Consider the following 16278-nt stretch of genomic DNA (forward strand, 5'->3'; position numbering starts at 1 on the left):
GATCCTTCGGGGGGAGGAGATGCGGATGCGGCGGCCGACGTGCGGCCGCCGCATCCGTGTTCGATCTCTTCGTTCGTGCTACTTGACGGTGAAGCCCTGCTGGTTGCCGTAGTCCACGAGCTGCTTCTGCCACTCTTCGAGCCCGGCGTTCAGGTCGGTGCCGTTCTTGTAGGCCTGACCGACGGTGTCGCCGAAGATGCTGTTCGCGTACACCTGGTAGGGCAGGTACTGCCATCCGGAGGGGACGTTCTTCGAGGCATCCACGAGCACCTCGTTGATCTTCTGGCCGCCGAAGTACTCGGGGGCGTCGGCGAGGAAGTCGGAGGACTCGAGCTCCGCGGTGGTGGAGGGGAACCCGCCCGATTCGAGGAAGACCTTGATCGACGCGGGGTCGCTGTTCAGCCACTTCAGGAACGCGGCCGCGAGCGCCTGGTTCTTGCTCTGCTTGAGCACGACCTGGCCGCCGCCGCCGTTCTCGGCGGTCACCGGGGTGCCGTCGTAGGTCGGCATGGGGGCGACGCGCCAGTCACCGGAAGCATCCGGCACCGACGACTGGAGGACGCCGGGCATCCACGCGCCGGTCAGCAGGGTCGCGATCGTGCCGTCACCGAGGGCCTTGTACCACTCGTCGCTCCAGCCGGGGGTGCTCGAAAGCAGGCCGCCTTCGACGAGCCGGTTCCAGCTGTCGGCCCACTTCTTCGAGCCGTCGTCCTGGAGGTTGATCGTCACATCGGTGCCGTCGGCACTGAACGGCTTGCCGCCGGCCTGCCAGATCATGCTCGTCGCGAAGCCGGAGTCGCCGGTGTCGGATGCGATGTAGGCATTCGGGTTGGCGGCGTGCAGCTTCTCGGCGGCGGCGACGTACTCGTCGTACGTCGTGGGGACCGCGATGCCGTAGGTGTCGAAGACGGTCTTGTTGTAGAACATCGCCATGGGGCCCGAGTCCTGCGGCAGGCCGTAGATCTTGTCGCCCGAGGTGACGGCGCCCCAGGGTCCGGCGGTGTACTTGTCCTTCAGATCGCCGAAGCCGTAGGGCGCGAGGTCCACCAGCGAGTCCGCGAGGGCGAACTGGGGGATCGCGTAGTACTCGACCTGTGCGACATCCGGAGCACCCGAACCCGCGGTGATCGCGTTCTGCAGCTTCGTGTACTCGTCGGTGTTCGTCCCGGCGTTGACGAGGTTGACGGTGACCTTCGGGTAGGCCTTCTCGAACGCCTCGACCTGGGCTTCGGCCGACGGTGTCCAGCTCCAGTACGTGATCTCGCCGCCGGCTTCCAGGGCGCTCTCGAGGGCGTCGGCACTGGCATCGCCGCCGGATGCCCCGCCGGTGCTGGACGAGCAGCCCGACAGGATCAGGCCGAGGGAGACGGCGGATGCTGTGGCCACAGCTGCCAGGCGCGCTCTGCGCGCTCGGGTGATGGTGGACATCGGTGTTCCTTTCACTTCTTTGTTAGGGGTGGGCAGGACGCCCGGGTGATGCGGGACCTACTGTTTGACGCTGCCGGCGCTGAGGCCGGACTGCCAGAAGCGCTGGAGGAAGAGGAAGGCGACGACGATCGGGATGATCGTCAGGAGCGAGCCGGTGATGACGAGGTTGTAGATCGGCTGGGCGGCGACGCCCGTCGCCTGCGCGCTCCACTGACTGAGACCGACCGTGAGCGGATACCAGGTCGGCTCGCTCAGCATGATCAGCGGCAGGAAGTAGTTGTTCCACGTGGCCACGACGGCGAACAGCAGCACCGTCACGATCCCGGGGGAGAGCAGGCGCAGCGAGATCGTGAAGAACGTGCGGAACTCGCCCGATCCGTCCATGCGCGCCGCTTCGAGCAGCTCGGTCGGCACCGCGTCGACCGCATAGGTCCAGATCAGGTACAGGCCGAACGGGCTGATGAGGGAGGGGAGGATGACCGCCCAGGGGGTGTTGGTGAGCCCCAGCTGGCTGAACATGAGGAACGTGGGCACCGCCAGCGCCGTGCCCGGGATCGCGATCGCGCCCAGAACGACGGCGAACACGGCGCGGCGACCGGGGAAGTTGAACTTCGCCATCCCGTAGCCCGCGACCGTCGCCAGCAGTGTCGCACCGCCGGCGCCCACCACGACGTAGAGCAGGGTGTTGCCGAACCACTGCACGAAGATGCCGTCGCGGTAGGTCAGGGTGTCGACGATGTTCTGCCACAGGTGGAAATCGGAGCCGAACCACAACCCGAAGCTCGAGAACAGGTCGGCCTGACTCTTGGTCGCATTGATGAGCAGCCATGCGAGCGGGATGACGGAGTAGATCACCATGATCGCCATGACGATCGTGAGCATGATCGACCGGCGCGGGCGGGACGGGCGCCGATGCACGTAGGGGACGCGACGGTTTCCGGGCCGGGCGCGGGGGGTGGAGGTGAGGACCTCGGTGTGGGTGGCCATCTCAGCGCACCTCCTGTCGGGAGCCGCGCAATTGCACGATGTAGGCGATCGTCGCGGTGACGACACCCATGACGATCGCGACGGTGGCGGAGTAGTTGAACTGCTGGCCCGCGAACGAGAGGTTGTAGGCGTACATGTTCGGGGTGAAGAAACTGCTGATGACATTGGGGGCGAGGTTCTTCAGCAGGTTGGGCTCGTTGAACAGCTGGAAGCTGCCGATGATGGAGAACACTGTCGCGATCACGATCGACCCCCGCAGGGCGGGAAGCTTGATGCCGGTCACGATCCGGAACTGACCCGCGCCGTCGATCTCGGCGGCTTCGTAGAGGTCGGCGGGGATCACCTTGAGGGCCGCGTAGAAGATGAGCATGTTGTAGCCCAGGAACTCCCACGTGACGATGTTGCCGATCGAGGCGAGGATCCACTGGGATGTGAAGGGCTGGAAGATCTCGGCACCCAGGAGGTCGTTGAGCGTCCCGGTCAGCCCGAACTGGTTGCCGTAGATGAACCCCCAGATGAGGGCGGCCACCACGCCGGGGACGGCATAGGGCAGGAAGATCGCGATGCGGATGAATCCGGCGCCGTGGAGGCGCGCGCTGTCGATGGCCAGGGCGGCGCACAACGACAGCAGCAGCATGATCGGCACCTGGACGATCAGGAAGAGGGTGACGCGACCGAGCGCTTCCCAGAACTTCTCGTCCTGGAAGAGCTGGATGTAGTTCGCGAGTCCGACGAATCCGTTGCCGCCGACGAGCTGCTGGCGGAAGAGCGTGAGGTACAGGGCGTAGATCACGGGGGCGACCAGCACCGCGAGGAACACGATCATGAACGGTGCGACGAATCCCCAGCCACGCCAGTCCCGTCGCGCCCGACGGGGGGCCGCGGTGGTGGGGGGAGCACCCGAAGCGAGTGTCGACGCCATCGTCATGATTCAGTCCATTCGTTGACCTGGGGGACATGTTTGCGTAACCATGTCCGAAACGGAGCCTAACATGTTTGCGTAACCATGCAAGTGCTGATTCACTGACAGCAGGCGTCCGGCAGGGAGTGCCCGGAAGTCATCCCGCAGACCGGGAGGCTCCACGTCGGGATCGAGGGGGATCGTGCAGGAGAAGCAGCGCCGCGCGCCGTCCATGGCCGACGTAGCCCGGCACGCCGCCGTCTCGGCCCAGACGGTGTCGCGGGTCTCGAACGGCCACACGAACGTCGACGACTCCACGCGGGATCGGGTGCTCCGCTCGATGCGCGCCCTCGGCTACCGGCCCAACGGCGCCGCCCGGGCGCTCAAGTCCGGGCGCTTCCACACCGTGGGCGTGATCATGTTCACCCTCGAGACGCTCGGCAACGTGCGCACCCTCGACGCCATCGCCGTCGAGGCGGCGAGGGCCGACTACTCGGTCACGCTGATGCCCGTCCCCGACCCCACGATCGGCGCCGTGTCCGGCGCGTACCGCCGCCTCACACAGCAGGCCGTCGACGGCGTCATCATCATCTTCGAGGCGTCTCTCCTCGACCGTGTCGAGATCTCGCTGCCTCCCGGGCTCCCCGTCGTCGTCATCGACTCGAACGCCGGCTCGGGTTACCCGGTCGTCGACACCGACCAGGCGCAGGGCGCCCGCGTCGCCACCGAGCATCTGCTGAGCCTCGGACACCCGCAGGTCTGGCACATCGCCGGCCCGACGACGTCGTTCTCGGCGTCCCACCGTGCGGACTCGTGGCGCTCGACGCTGCGACGCGCGGGCATCGCCCCGCCCGAGGAGTTCTACGGGGATTGGACCACCGACTCCGGCTACCGGATCGGTCGTGAGCTGGGCGCGCGCGAAGACGTCACGGCGATCTTCGCCGCGAACGACCAGATGGCGCTCGGAGCCATGCGCGCGCTGCACGAGCTGGGTCGCGACATCCCGGGCGACGTCAGCGTCGTGGGCTTCGACGACATGGACGAGGCGCGCGACTTCTGGCCGCCGCTGACGACCGTGCATCAGAGCTTCCGCGAGGTGGGACGGCTCGCCATGGAGCGGCTCCTCGCGCAGATCGCCGACCCCGGCGCGGGCGTCGGCACGACGTTCATTCCGACCGAGCTGGTCGTGCGCGACAGCACCGGACCCTACAGTCGGCGCTGAGGACGGCCGTCCCGGGCCGGCGACCCCGGCTCAGGCGTCGCGCCGGGCGCCCTGCGAGGGCGTCACGGTGAACTGCACCGGAGCGGCGAAACCGGATGCCGCGAAGGCCGCGTCCACGGCATCCTTCACGGCCCCGACCCGATCGTGTGCGACGAGCGCGATCGCGGCACCGCCGAAGCCGCCGCCGGTCATGCGGGCGCCCACGGCGCCGGCGGCCAGTGCGGCGTCCACGGCGGTGTCCAGCTCCGGGGCGGAGATCTCGAAGTCGTCGCGCATGGAAGCGTGGGAAGCCACCAGCAGTGCGCCGATCGCCGCCGGCCCGTCGTCCTCCAGTGCGCGAACGGTGTCGAGCACCCGCTGGTTCTCGGTGACGATGTGCCGCACGCGGCGGAAGGTCACGTCGTCCATCAGCTGCTCGGCGCGGGGGAGGTCGGCGAGGGAGAGATCGCGGAGCGCCGGCACCCCCATGATCTCGGCTCCGCGTTCGCACGAGGCGCGGCGCTCGCCGTAGCCGCCGGTGGCGTGGGAGTGCGAGACGCGGGTGTCCATCACGAGAAGCTCGAGGCCGGCCCGGTCGAAGCCGAGGTCGACGATCGTCGTCTCGAGCGAACGGCAGTCGAGGAAGATCGCGGCATCCGTCCGGCCCAGCATCGAGGCCATCTGGTCCATGATGCCGGTGGGGGCACCCACCGCATCGTTCTCGGCGGTGCGGCCGACGCGCGCGAGCGCCACCGGGTCGAGCTGCAGACCCCAGACGTCGTTCAGCGCCGCGGCCGTCGACCCTTCGATGGCGGCGGACGACGACAGGCCGGCGCCGACGGGGACGTCGGAGGCGATCGCGATGTCCACGCCGGTGAGGGTCGAGACGTCGACCCCGGTGGCGTGCACGAGGGCCCACGCGACGCCCAGGGGGTACGCCGCCCACTCCGGCACGGTCTCGTGGCCGTCGCGCTGCGGGAACACGTCCGGCAGTGCGCTCAGCGCCACCTCGACCGGGGCGGCATCGAAAGTGGAGGCCACGCGGATCGTGGCATCCGTCCGCTCGGCCAGTGCGACGTGCGTGCGGTGGTCGATCGCGAACGGCAGGACGAAGCCGTCGTTGTAGTCGGTGTGCTCGCCGATCAGGTTGACGCGCCCCGGTGCGGACCACTCGCCCGAGGACGCCGTCCGCGTGAGGGTGGCCAGCAGTGCGCGGGCCTCGGATGCTGCGGTCATGCGGGGATCACCTCTCGGAGTCGGGCCGCCACGGTCTCGGGCGGGACGTCGCCGATCCAGGCGCCCATGGCGGACTCGGAACCGGCGAGGTACTTCAGCTTGTCGACGGCGCGGCGGGGGCTCGTGAGCTGCAGGTGCAGACGCACGGTGTCGCGGCCGACGGTCACGGGGGCCTGGTGCCATGCCGCGATGTAGGGGGTCGGGCTGTCGTAGAGGGCGTCGACGCCACGGAGCAGACGCAGGTACACCGGGGCGAGCTCGTCGCGTTCGGCCGCGGAGGTGGCGGCGAAGTCGGGCACGTGGCGGCGTGGCGTCAGGTGCACCTCGATCGGCCAGCGCGCGGCGAACGGCACGTAGGCGATCCAGTGCTCCGCCTCGAGGACGACGCGGGGGCCCGCCGACTCGAAGTCGATGATGCGTGCGAAGAGGTCGTCGCCCTCCCGGGCGATCGAGCCCAGCAGGAGGGTCGTCCGCGGGGTGAGGTAGGGGTAGGAGTAGATCTGCCCATGGGGGTGGCGGAGCGTGACGCCGATCTCCTCGCCGCGGTTCTCGAACGGGAAGACCTGCTGCACGCCGGGGAGTGCCGAGAGCGCGTCGGTGCGGTCCGCCCAGGCCTCGATCACGGTGCGGGCGCGGACGGGGGTCTGGGTGCCGAAGGAGCCCTCGCGCTCGGGCGAGAAGCAGACGACCTCACAGCGTCCGACCGAGCTGCGGGTGCGGCCGAGGCCGGGGGCGTCCAGATCGGCCAGACTGCGCGGCGGATCCTCCGCGGCGGGAGCGTCGGTGGTGGCGACGGCGAGGGCGGGCCCGAACGAGGGCGATTTGTTCTCGAACACGGCGACGTCGTACAGCGACGGGATCTCCGACGGATTCGTCGGCGTCTGCGGGGCGAGCGGGTCGAGGTGCGCGGGGGGCAGGAAGGCACGGTTCTGGCGTCCCGCGGCGATCGAGATCCAGTCGCCGGTCAGGACGTCGCGACGCATCGTCGCGGTCTCGGCGCGTGCACCCGGTTCGCGCGTGTCGGCGGCGCGCTCAGCGGGCAAGGTCGTCCCGGGGTCGTCGAAGTAGATCAGCTCGCGGCCGTCGGCCAGGCGGGTCGACCGCTTGACGACACCCGCACCGAGCGTCTGGGGGGCGGGCATCGTCGCGCCGAAATCCGGTGTGTTCACGTCAACACGGTAGCAAGACCGGATGGTAACGTCAACATGCCGACGTTGCGCACGCGCTTCGGCGGGTACGGGAGCAGACCGCCCCCGCGGCGATCAGAAGGGCGACGAATGGGGCTCAGTCACCAGGACCTGACCGGCGTGCCCGATCTCCGGCGACCTCCGAGGGAGGCTCCCGACCCGACCCGTCGCGTGTCGATGGCCGACGTGGCCGCCGCGGCGGGAGTGTCGGGCCAGACGGTCTCGCGCGTGGTCAACGGCAGCCCGCGGGTCGACCCCGGCACCCGCTCGCGCGTCGAGACGGCGATGGTCCGTCTCGGCTACCGACCGCACCGTGCCGCGCGAGCGCTGCGCACGGGCCGCACGCAGACCATCGGGCTGGTCGTGTCGACCCTGGCGACGGTGGGCAACTCCCGCATGCTGCAGGCGGTGACGGATGCCGCGGCATCTCGGGGCTATGCCCTCACGGTCGTCGCACTCGGCGGCCCCGACGCCGTCGCCGACGCGTTCGCGCGCTTGCACGACCAGGGCGTCGACGGCGCGATCGTGCTGAACGAGGCCACCGTGTTCGCGCGAGATGCCGGGATCCCGCCCGGTATCGCCGTCGTCGTGGTGGACTCGCCGCCCGACGGACGCTTCGGCATCGTGCAGACGGATCATGCGACCGGTGCCCGCGCGGCGACCGAGTATCTGCTCTCTCGGACGCACGACGGCGCGGCGCCCGACGTGGGGCACGACGGTGCGGTGCACGACGTGGTGTGGCACCTCGGGGGACCGCCGGCCTCGTTCGCGGCCGCCGAGCGGGAGCGAGGATGGCGACTCGGTCTCGGAGCCCGCTCCGCCCCGCCCGTGCTCCGCGGCGACTGGACCGCGAGCTCCGGGTACGACGCGGCGCTCCGGCTGCCCGTCGACGCGACCGCCGTGTTCGCGGCGAACGACCAGATGGCGCTCGGTCTGCTGCGAGGGCTCTTCGACGCCGGGCGTCGTGTCCCCGACGATGTGGAGGTGATCGGGTTCGATGACATCGAGGACGCCGCGCAGTACCGCCCGCCGCTGACGACGGTGCGTCAGGACTTCGACGCGCTCGGAGCGGAGGCGGTGGCGACGCTCGTGGCGACGATCGAGGGCGGTCGGGCGTCGTCCGGGGCGCTGATCGCGACCTCCCTCGTCGTGCGCGAGAGCACGCGGCGGCGGCCGGGCGGATGAACCTCCGGCGTCCGGCTCAGGCGGATGCCGCCCGACGCGCCTCCCAGGCGCTCCGCACCATGTCGTCGACGCTGTAGCGGTTCGCCCAGTCGAGGTCGCGCGCGGCGAGCTCGCCGGTGGCGACGATCCGGTCGGGATCGCCCGTGCGCCGGGGGCCGATGTCGGGCGTGAAGTCGATGCCCGTCACCCGCGCCATCGCGTCCATGATCTCGCTGACCGACAGGCCGTTCTGCGAGCCGAGGTTGTAGGCCGGTTCGATCGGTTCTCCCGCGACCAGTCGCTGGGCGGCGGCGACGTGTGCGAGGGCGATGTCGGCGACGTGCACGTAGTCGCGCACGTTCGTGCCGTCGGGCGTGGCGTAGTCCTCGCCGTTGATGCGCGGCGTGCGTCCGTCGATGAGCGCCTCGAACACCAGCGGGAACAGGTTGTGCGGGCTCGAGTCGAACACCGCGGGATCGCCGGACCCGACGACGTTGAAATAGCGCAGGGAGGTGTGGCGGAGCGGATGCTTGGACCCCGCGGTCGCGATGCCCTGGTCGCGCAGCAGCCACTCGCCGATGAGCTTCGACTCGCCGTACGGGGAGGCGGGCGCCTTCGCCGTCTCCTCCGTGACGAGGTCGACATCGGGCGTGCCGAACACGGCGGCGCTCGAGGAGAACACCAGGTTCGTCACGCGCGCCGCCTCCATCGCCTCCAGGACGACCCGCGTCGCATCGACGTTCTGGGCATAGGTGTGCAGCGGGCGCGTGACCGAGACGCCGGCGTATTTGAAGCCGGCCACGTGGATGACGCCCTCGACGTCGTGCGAGCGCAGCGTGTCCTCGACGAGGGCCCGATCGAGGATCGTGCCCTCGATGAACGGCACGCCGCGCGGCACGAAGGAGGCGTGACCGCTCGAGAGGTCGTCGATCACGACGGGCGGCAGGCCCGCCGCGTCGAGCGCGCGCACGATGTGTGCGCCGATGTAGCCGGCGCCGCCGGTCACGAGCCAGGACATGACACTCCTCGGGGTGGATGCAGCGGACCGCGGGAACGCGCCGCCGTCGCCCAGGCTATCGCGGAGCCGTGTCCCGCCCGGGTCGGTCACTCGATCGGATAGCGCTTTCCCTCGCTCACGCCCCCGCGGTAGGCTGAGACCGCGCCCGCACCGGGGCGACGGGTACGGAGGTCGGGATGGCGGAACGCATCGTCATCGCCGTCGACTCGTTCAAGGGGACGATCGGCGCCGCCGACGCCGCGCGGTGCCTGCGCGAAGGCTGGCTCGAGGCGCGTCCGTCCGACGACGTGGTGCTGCGCCCGATGGCCGACGGCGGTGAGGGCACCGTCGATGCCTTCGCCGCGGCCGTGCCCGGCGCCTCGCGCCGTGCGGTGACGGTCCACGGTCCGGAGGGCACGCCGGTGGCGGCATCCTGGCTCCTCCTCCCTCCGACCGCCGAGACCCCCGCGGGTACCGCCGTCGTCGAGCTCGCTAACACGTCCGGCATCGAGTTGCTCGAGACCCTCCCCGGCGGAGGGCCACGTCGGCGCCCCTTCGACGCGGGCACCCGCGGGTTCGGCGAGGCGATCGCGGACGCCCTCGCTCACGGCATCACGCGCCTCGTGCTCGGCATCGGATCGAGCGCATCGACGGACGGTGGCGCAGGCATGCTCAGCGCGCTCGGCGCGCGATTCACGGATGCCGGGGGCCGGGCGATCGTCGACGGCGCGCGTGGTCTCGCCGAGATCGCGGCGGTCGATCTCTCAGGGCTGCCAGCCCTCCCGGCGGGCGGTGTCACAGTGCTCACCGATGTCACGAACCCGCTGCAGGGTGCCCGCGGAGCCGCCGCCGTCTTCGGGCCTCAAAAGGGCGCGGGACCCGCCGACGTCTCAGCCATGGACGCTGCGCTCGGACGGTTCGCCGCGCTCGTCGGGAGAGCCGACCCGGTCGCTCCCGGCGCCGGCGCGGCGGGAGGAACAGGCTACGGACTTCTCGTGTGGGGCGCGACGCTGGTTCCCGGTTCGGCGGCCGTGGCCGATCTCATCGGGTTGCGGGCGGCGGTGGCCGAGGCATCCGTCGTGATCACGGGTGAAGGCTCGTTCGACATTCAGTCGGCGTCGGGCAAAGTGCCCTCGCATGTCGCCGCGCTCGCGGCGCAGGCGGGCGTGCCGGTGAGACTCGTGGCGGGACGGATAGCTCCGGATGCCCCGACCTCGGCCTTCTCGGCGGCGATCTCGCTCACCGACCTGGCGGGTTCGGCCGAGGCGTCGATGTCCGAGACGGCGCACTGGCTCCGCGTCGCGGGGGCGCGGCTCGCAGCGGAGTTCAGCCGGTAGCGGAGCTCAGCACACCGTTGCGGCGATGGGGGATGCCGGCGAGCTCCGCATCGCGCAACGGCGCGGGAAGCAGATGAGCGGGGGCATCCTGGAACGCGACCGGGCGGAGGAACCGGCGGATCGCGGTGGCGCCGACGGACGTGTGCAGCGATGTCGTCGCCGGCCACGGTCCGCCGTGCTGCTGCGACCAGGTCACGGCGACGCCCGTGGGCCACCCGGCGAAGAGCACTCTGCCGGCTTTGCGCTGCAGCACCTCGAGCACGTCCGCGACGTCGTCGCCGGGCTCGGAGTGCAGCGTCGCCGTGAGGCTGCCGGGCACCGACTCCAGCGCCGCGAGCAGATCGTCGGGACCGTCGTAGGCCACCAGCAGCGTGACGGGTCCGAAGCACTCCTCGAGCAGCACCTCGGGACGCGCGATGACCGCGGCGGTGTCCGTGGCGAGGACGACGGGCTGAGCGGCGTCGGGCGTCGGCACCGTGCCCGCGAGGATTGAGACCGAGGGGTCGGCGGCGAGGTGCGCGATGCCCTCGGGGAACGCCTCGGTGATGCGGTCGGTCAGCAGCGGGCCGCCGGCGACGCCCTGCACCGCCTGCGCGACGAGCGCGCCGAACTCCGCGCCGCCGGCACCGCCGCGCGGCACGAAGACGACGCCGGGCTTCGTGCAGAACTGCCCCACGCCGAGCGTGAACGACGAGACCAGCCCCGAGGCCAGCGCATCGCCGCGCGCCGTGATCGCGGCGGAGGTGATGACGACCGGGTTCACGCTCCCGAGCTCACCGTAGAAGGGGATCGGGTCGGGGCGTCCGGTGGCCAGGTCGAAAAGGGCCCGGCCTCCGCCCACCGACCCTGTGAAGCCCGCTGCCTGGATGACCGGATGCTGCACGAGGGCGTTGCCCGCTTCCCGACCCGTGACCAGCGCGAGTGAGCCCTCGGGCGCACCGGCGGAGGTGAGCGCGGCGGCGACGATCTCGGCCGTGCGGACGGAGAGCCGCGGATGCCCGGAGTGGGCCTTCACGATGACCGGGTTGCCCGCAGCGAGAGCCGAGGCGGTGTCGCCCCCGGCGACCGAGAACGCGAACGGGAAGTTGGAGGCCGAGAAGACCGCCACCGGTCCGACCCCGGTGAGCATGCGGCGCAGCTCCGGACGGGGAGGAGTGGCGGTGGGATCGGCGTCGTCGACGATCGCCTCTAGGTACGAGCCCTCCTCGACGACCGTGGCGAACAGCCGGAGCTGCCCCGAGGTGCGGCCCACCTCGCCCCGGAGGCGGACGGCGCCCAGGCGCGTCTCCTCGTCGGCGATCACCACGAGTTCGTCGAGGTGCGCGTCGAGGGCGTCCGCCGCGGCGCGCAGCCACGTCGCGCGCTCTGCGGCGGTGGACGCCCGCCAGATCGGCGCGGCCACGGCCGCCCGCCGGGCGAGCTCGTCGAGCCGCGCTGCGCTCGTCGGCTCCGCGCCGATGGGCGCTCCGCCGGTGGTCTCAGGGCTGGTGGTCTCAGGGCTAGTGGTGATGCTCATGTGGGTGTCCTTCGTGTGCGAACGGTCAGGCGAAGCGGATGCCGAGGCCGACGTGCGGCGGAACGGTCAGGATGCCACCGGCGATGGCCACCGGCGAGGGGTCGAGGAGCGCGCCGAGCGCGCCGAAGCCGGCGTCCTCGACGTCTTCGGCCATGGGCTCGGCGGCTCCGGGGGCGTGTTCGAGGGTGAGCGCGAGTTGACCCGAGAGCTCGGGCAGCAGATGCGGATGCAGCGTCGCGCCGTGCCGGGCGGCCAGCGCGGCGATGCGGCGGAAGGGCGTGATGCCGCCGACGCGCACGATATTGGGCTGCACGATCTGCACGGCGCCGGCGTCGAGGAACTCGGCGAAGCGCGACGCCGTGTGGAGGTTCTCGCCGAGGGCGATCGGGATGGCGATGCGACGGGCGAGTTCGGCGTGACCCGCGAGATCCTCCGCGCGCAGGGGCTCCTCGATCCACGCCGGGTCGAACTCCGCGAGAGCGGCGACGGCACGCGTCGCCGTCTCGAGGTTCCAGCGCTGGTTCGCGTCGATCATGAGCGCGCGGTTCGGCCCGAGCAGCTCCCGCACGGCGGCGACCCGCGCGATGTCGTCGGCGAGCTCGTTCCGGCCGACCTTGATCTTGACCGCCTCGAACCCGGCGTCGATCCACCGGCCCACCTGGGCGCGGAGGTCATCGAGCGAGTAGTGCAGGTTGACGCCCGACCCGTAGGCGCGCACCGACGTCCGACGCCCGCCCAGGTGGTCGCCGATCGAGAGGCCGACGGCCCGGGCCGCGGCATCCCACAGCGCGAGGTCGAGCCCGGCGAGCGCGATCGTCGTCAGACCACTCCCGCCGGCTTCGTGCAGATGGTGCCACGTGTCGTCCCAGAGCAGCTCGGGATCGGCGGTCCGGCCGATCGCGAACGCGGTGATGTCGTGGGCGAGCAGTGCGTGCACCGCCTGGGACCCGATCTGCGGCGTCCACGAGAATCCCCAGCCCTCGCCGCCGTCCGAGCGGCGCACGTGCGTCGCGATCACGCCGACCGACGTGACATCCGCCGCCCACGGCCGCGTCAGCGGCACGCGCAGCAGACGGGCGTCGAACGAGGCGATCGTGGGGGTCACAGCAGGGCGCGTCCCGCCTCGAGGATCTCGCCGAGACGCTGCTCCTGCGCGGGCGACGGGTCGACCAGCGGAGCGCGGACGCCCCCGACGGGCAGCCCCGACAAGCGCAGCCCGGCCTTGATGAGCGAGACGCCGAACCCGGGGGTCTCGTCGCGCAGCCGCACGAGGGGAGCGTAGAACCCGTCGAGCAGTTCCAGCCGCCGGCCCTCGTCGCCGTCGACGTACGCGCGGTAGTACGCGTTCGCCACTTCGGGGACCATCGCGAACGCCGCTGACGAGTAGAGCGGGATGCCGATGCCGCGGTACGCGCCCTGGGTCAGCTCCGCCGTGAGCAGCCCGTTGAAGAACGCGAAATCGGTGCGCCCCGTCTCGGCGACGGCGCGCACGATCTGCTGGGCGAGGCCGATGTCACCCGTGCCGTCTTTGAACCCCACGATCTTGGGGTTCTGCGCGAGGCGGCGCACGGACTCCACCGAGTACTGCGCGGTGCCGCGGTGGTAGATGACGACGGGGAGATCGGATGCCGCGGCCACCGCTTCCGCATAGGCCACGAGTCCCGCCTGCGGTCCGCCCACGAGGTACGGGGGAAGCAGGAGCAGCCCGTCGGCTCCGGCGTCCGCCGCTGCACGCGCGAGCGCGATGGCCTGCCCGAGCGGACCGCCCGTGCCCGCCACGACCGGCACCGCACCCGCGACGGTGTCGACGGCGGTGGAGACGACCGTGCCGATCTCGTCGGCCGACAGGGCATGGAACTCGCCGGTGCCGCACGCGGGGAAGACCCCGCCGGGGGAGTGCGCGAGCGTGGTCGAGATGTGATGGCGCAGCAGCCCCGTCTCGACGCGTCCATCCGCGTCGAACGGCGTCACCGGGAAGAAGAGGATGCCGTCGAAGTCCATTCCGGCACGTCCTTTCGGTCGAGGGGTGCGGGCGCGATCAGTGCGTCGCGCCAGCGGTGCACGGGCGTCCAGCCGAGCATCCGTCGCGCCTTGGCGGTGGAGAATGCCGGGGCCGTTCCGGTCAGGACCGCGGCTGCGTCATCGGTGCCGGGGAAGAACCGGGGCACGAGTTCGGCGAGCGGCTCGCGGGCGAGCGCGTCCTCGGCGCCCACGAAGAACACCTCCCCGTTGGGAATGTCGCTCATCGCCGGCAAGAGGGTGTCGATGAAGCGCGCGACATCGCGCGCATCGACGTAGTTGAACAGGGCGGGTGCCGCCAGGGCGGGGTCGTCCAGGCGCTCGCGCACCGTGTGGCCCTGCTGCGTGGGTGCACCGGCCCATTCCTCGGGGGCGATGACGTAGCAGGGCCGGAACGCGGCGAAACGCGTCGCATCGCCGGTCTGCCGTTGCAGCATCCGCATCGTCTGCTCCGCCAGGTGCTTCGAGAGCGCGTAGGCGTTCCAGGGCGCGGGCGCCGTGTCCTCGTCGAGGGGGAACCGGTCGGGAATCCAGCCGGCAGGAGCGCCGTAGCCCAGCACCGTCGGGCTCGAAGCGGTGACGATGCGGGGGATGCCGGCACCGATGGCCGCGCTCAGAGTGTTCAGGGCCATCGCGGCGTTCGTCCGCAGGATGACGTCCTCGGGGGCGCTGAAGGGTACGGCGATCGCAGCGAGATGCACGAGCGCATCAGCACGGGCCTCCCGGATCGCGCGAGCGGCGTCGTCCGCCGCGGTCAGATCGACCGCGATCTGCTCGACCGTGGCGAGCTCGGGGGCGTCGGACGGCACGCGGTCGAGCGAGACGAGCTCGTGGCCGGCGGCGGAGAGGCCCGCGACCAGCGACCGGCCGAGCCGGCCCGAGCCGCCCGTGACGGCGATCCGGCTCACGCGCGCTGCCGCTCGAGCATCCGGATCCCGAGGTCGGCGACGTCCACCGGCAGTCCGGTCTCGAGCGAGCGGTTGCCCGAGATGCCCACCGCGATCGACCGCACGCCGTCTCGCCAGTCGGCGGGGCGCGACAGCGGGTCGTCGGCCGAAGGCCCGAGGAAGATGTCGGCGAGCAGGAGCGCGTCCCCGCCGCCGTGTCCGCCGGGGCCGCCGTCGATCGGAACCTCGGTCGCGTCCTCCCAGTGGTGCTGCACGATCAGGCGCTCGCCCTGGGGCCGGAGTGATCCGGTCGCCCCGGCATCGACCGCGCTCGGGTCGAGCACTGGGTGCAGCCCCTCGTCGGCGAGCACGGCTCCGCGCTCGATCACCTCGAGCTCGGCACGTCCCTCGGTGCCGTTGACGGCCACGCGGTAGCCCTCCCAGGGCGAGTGCGCGTTCAGCGAGTAGCTCAGGGTCGCGCCCGAGTCGTAGTCCACGACGAGCGCCAGGTTGTCTTCGATCGTGATGCCCTCGCCGAACACGTCGCGGTCGCGCAGATAGCCGTCATGGGCCTCGGCGTCGAGGTAGAGCGACGCGAGGTTCTCGTCGTCGCGCAGATCGAGTTCGAAGGCCGTGTGATCGCCGTCGTGCGTGCCCCGCGTCGGGCGGGGAGGGATGCCGCGGGCGTCCGCGTTCTCGGAACCGTAGAAGCGCAGACCGCCCGAGGCGAAGACACGGCGCGGCTGGCTGCGGATCCACCAGTTGACGAGGTCGAAATGATGGCTGGCCTTGTGGACGAGCAGACCGCCGGAGTGCTCCTTCTCGCGGTGCCACCGACGGAAGTAGTCGGCGCCGTGCTTGGTGTCGAGCACCCACGAGAAGTCGATCGAGGTGATGCGGCCGATCGCGCCGCTCTGCAGCACCTCGCGCAGCGCGCTGTTGCGCGGTGAGTAGCGGTAGTTGAAGGTCACGACGACCTCGCGCCCGGTGCGGGCGATCGCGTCCTCGATGCGGGCGGCACTCCCGGCGTCGATCGTGAGCGGTTTCTCGACGACGACGTCAGCTCCGGCATCCAGTGCCCGCACGATGATCTCGGCGTGCAGATCGTCGCGGGCCGTCACGATGACGCGGTCGATCCGCTCGGTGCGGATCATCTCCTCCAGGCGATCCGGATGCCACGTGCTCGGTGTCGCCCCTGTGCGCTCGGCGACCGTGCCGAGGTAGTGCGCCGCACGCACCGGGTTGGGTTCGCAGATCGCGGCGAGGGTGGCGATCTCGGCGTAGTCGCCGGTGATCGCGCCGACGTACATCGAGGCGCGTGCGCCGGCTCCGACAAGGGCGTAGCGCCGCTGGTTCATGGGGGATGACTCCTTCAGGAAACGTTTTCTCAGCGTATCACGCGGTCCGCGGCGCGGGCG

At 71.1% G+C, this 16278-nt stretch carries 14 protein-coding genes; 3 read left to right on the plus strand and 11 right to left on the minus strand.

Going from position 1 to position 16278, the window contains the following annotated elements; genetic code table 11:
* Window positions 1–78: 78 nt before the first annotated feature.
* From ACFXOO_RS00375 to ACFXOO_RS00385, 3 genes are read right to left on the minus strand one after another with little or no spacing between them, the layout of a single operon-like run.
* A complete protein-coding gene (locus ACFXOO_RS00375) occupies window positions 79–1428 on the minus strand; it encodes an ABC transporter substrate-binding protein (protein WP_378843487.1) in 1350 nt (449 codons plus the stop codon).
* A gap of 57 nt (window positions 1429–1485) precedes the next feature.
* Window positions 1486–2415: a carbohydrate ABC transporter permease gene (locus ACFXOO_RS00380; RefSeq protein ID WP_378843489.1), complete on the minus strand. Its 930-nt coding sequence runs from the start codon at window positions 2413–2415 to the stop codon at window positions 1486–1488.
* Window position 2416: 1 nt separating this feature from the next.
* Window positions 2417–3343: a carbohydrate ABC transporter permease gene (locus ACFXOO_RS00385; RefSeq protein ID WP_378843491.1), complete on the minus strand. Its 927-nt coding sequence runs from the start codon at window positions 3341–3343 to the stop codon at window positions 2417–2419.
* Between the two features lie 205 nt (window positions 3344–3548).
* On the opposite strand from ACFXOO_RS00385, the gene ACFXOO_RS00390 reads away from it, so the two are divergent.
* The gene (locus ACFXOO_RS00390) at window positions 3549–4538 is read left to right on the plus strand and encodes a LacI family DNA-binding transcriptional regulator (protein WP_378843626.1); all 990 of its coding nucleotides are present in this window, start codon (window positions 3549–3551) and stop codon (window positions 4536–4538) included.
* Between the two features lie 30 nt (window positions 4539–4568).
* Here the strand turns inward: ACFXOO_RS00390 and galK are convergent, their stop codons facing one another.
* Window positions 4569–5753: a galactokinase gene (gene galK, locus ACFXOO_RS00395; RefSeq protein ID WP_394562436.1), complete on the minus strand. Its 1185-nt coding sequence runs from the start codon at window positions 5751–5753 to the stop codon at window positions 4569–4571.
* On the minus strand, window positions 5750–6895 hold the full coding sequence (gene galT / locus ACFXOO_RS00400) for a galactose-1-phosphate uridylyltransferase (RefSeq protein ID WP_394563161.1): 1146 nt from the start codon (window positions 6893–6895) through the stop codon (window positions 5750–5752). The genes galK and galT overlap by 4 nt, the downstream gene beginning before the upstream one ends.
* 222 nt (window positions 6896–7117) lie before the next feature.
* Between galT and ACFXOO_RS00405 the strand changes: the two genes are divergently transcribed.
* Window positions 7118–8125, plus strand: a complete 1008-nt coding sequence (locus ACFXOO_RS00405) for a LacI family DNA-binding transcriptional regulator (protein WP_394563162.1) — start codon at window positions 7118–7120, stop codon at window positions 8123–8125.
* Between the two features lie 16 nt (window positions 8126–8141).
* Here ACFXOO_RS00405 and galE read toward each other — a convergent pair whose 3' ends face one another.
* On the minus strand, window positions 8142–9122 hold the full coding sequence (gene galE, locus ACFXOO_RS00410; RefSeq protein ID WP_394562437.1) for a UDP-glucose 4-epimerase GalE: 981 nt from the start codon (window positions 9120–9122) through the stop codon (window positions 8142–8144).
* 176 nt (window positions 9123–9298) lie between these two features.
* Here galE and ACFXOO_RS00415 point away from each other — a divergent pair, with 176 nt between their 5' ends.
* Complete coding sequence (locus tag ACFXOO_RS00415; RefSeq protein ID WP_378843497.1) at window positions 9299–10438, plus strand: glycerate kinase; 1140 nt, start codon at window positions 9299–9301, stop codon at window positions 10436–10438.
* Here the strand turns inward: ACFXOO_RS00415 and ACFXOO_RS00420 are convergent.
* The 5 genes from ACFXOO_RS00420 to ACFXOO_RS00440 are packed head-to-tail and all read right to left on the minus strand — an operon-like array spanning window position 10428 to window position 16218.
* Entirely contained in the window at window positions 10428–11954 is a 1527-nt protein-coding gene (locus ACFXOO_RS00420) for an aldehyde dehydrogenase (NADP(+)) (RefSeq protein WP_394562438.1), read from the minus strand. The genes ACFXOO_RS00415 and ACFXOO_RS00420 overlap by 11 nt on opposite strands.
* Window positions 11955–11979: 25 nt before the next feature.
* A complete protein-coding gene (locus ACFXOO_RS00425; RefSeq protein WP_378843501.1) occupies window positions 11980–13059 on the minus strand; it encodes a mandelate racemase/muconate lactonizing enzyme family protein in 1080 nt (359 codons plus the stop codon).
* Complete coding sequence (locus ACFXOO_RS00430; RefSeq protein ID WP_378843503.1) at window positions 13056–13955, minus strand: 5-dehydro-4-deoxyglucarate dehydratase; 900 nt, start codon at window positions 13953–13955, stop codon at window positions 13056–13058. Before ACFXOO_RS00430 ends, ACFXOO_RS00425 begins: the two co-directional genes overlap by 4 nt.
* On the minus strand, window positions 13922–14881 hold the full coding sequence (locus tag ACFXOO_RS00435) for an NAD-dependent epimerase/dehydratase family protein (protein WP_378853283.1): 960 nt from the start codon (window positions 14879–14881) through the stop codon (window positions 13922–13924). The genes ACFXOO_RS00430 and ACFXOO_RS00435 overlap by 34 nt, the downstream gene beginning before the upstream one ends.
* The gene (locus tag ACFXOO_RS00440; RefSeq protein WP_378853285.1) at window positions 14878–16218 is read right to left on the minus strand and encodes a Gfo/Idh/MocA family protein; all 1341 of its coding nucleotides are present in this window, start codon (window positions 16216–16218) and stop codon (window positions 14878–14880) included. Before ACFXOO_RS00440 ends, ACFXOO_RS00435 begins: the two co-directional genes overlap by 4 nt.
* Window positions 16219–16278: the final 60 nt, after the last annotated feature.

It is taken from the genome of Microbacterium sp. P03 (assembly GCF_043556235.1).
Taxonomy (GTDB): Bacteria; Actinomycetota; Actinomycetes; order Actinomycetales; family Microbacteriaceae; genus Microbacterium.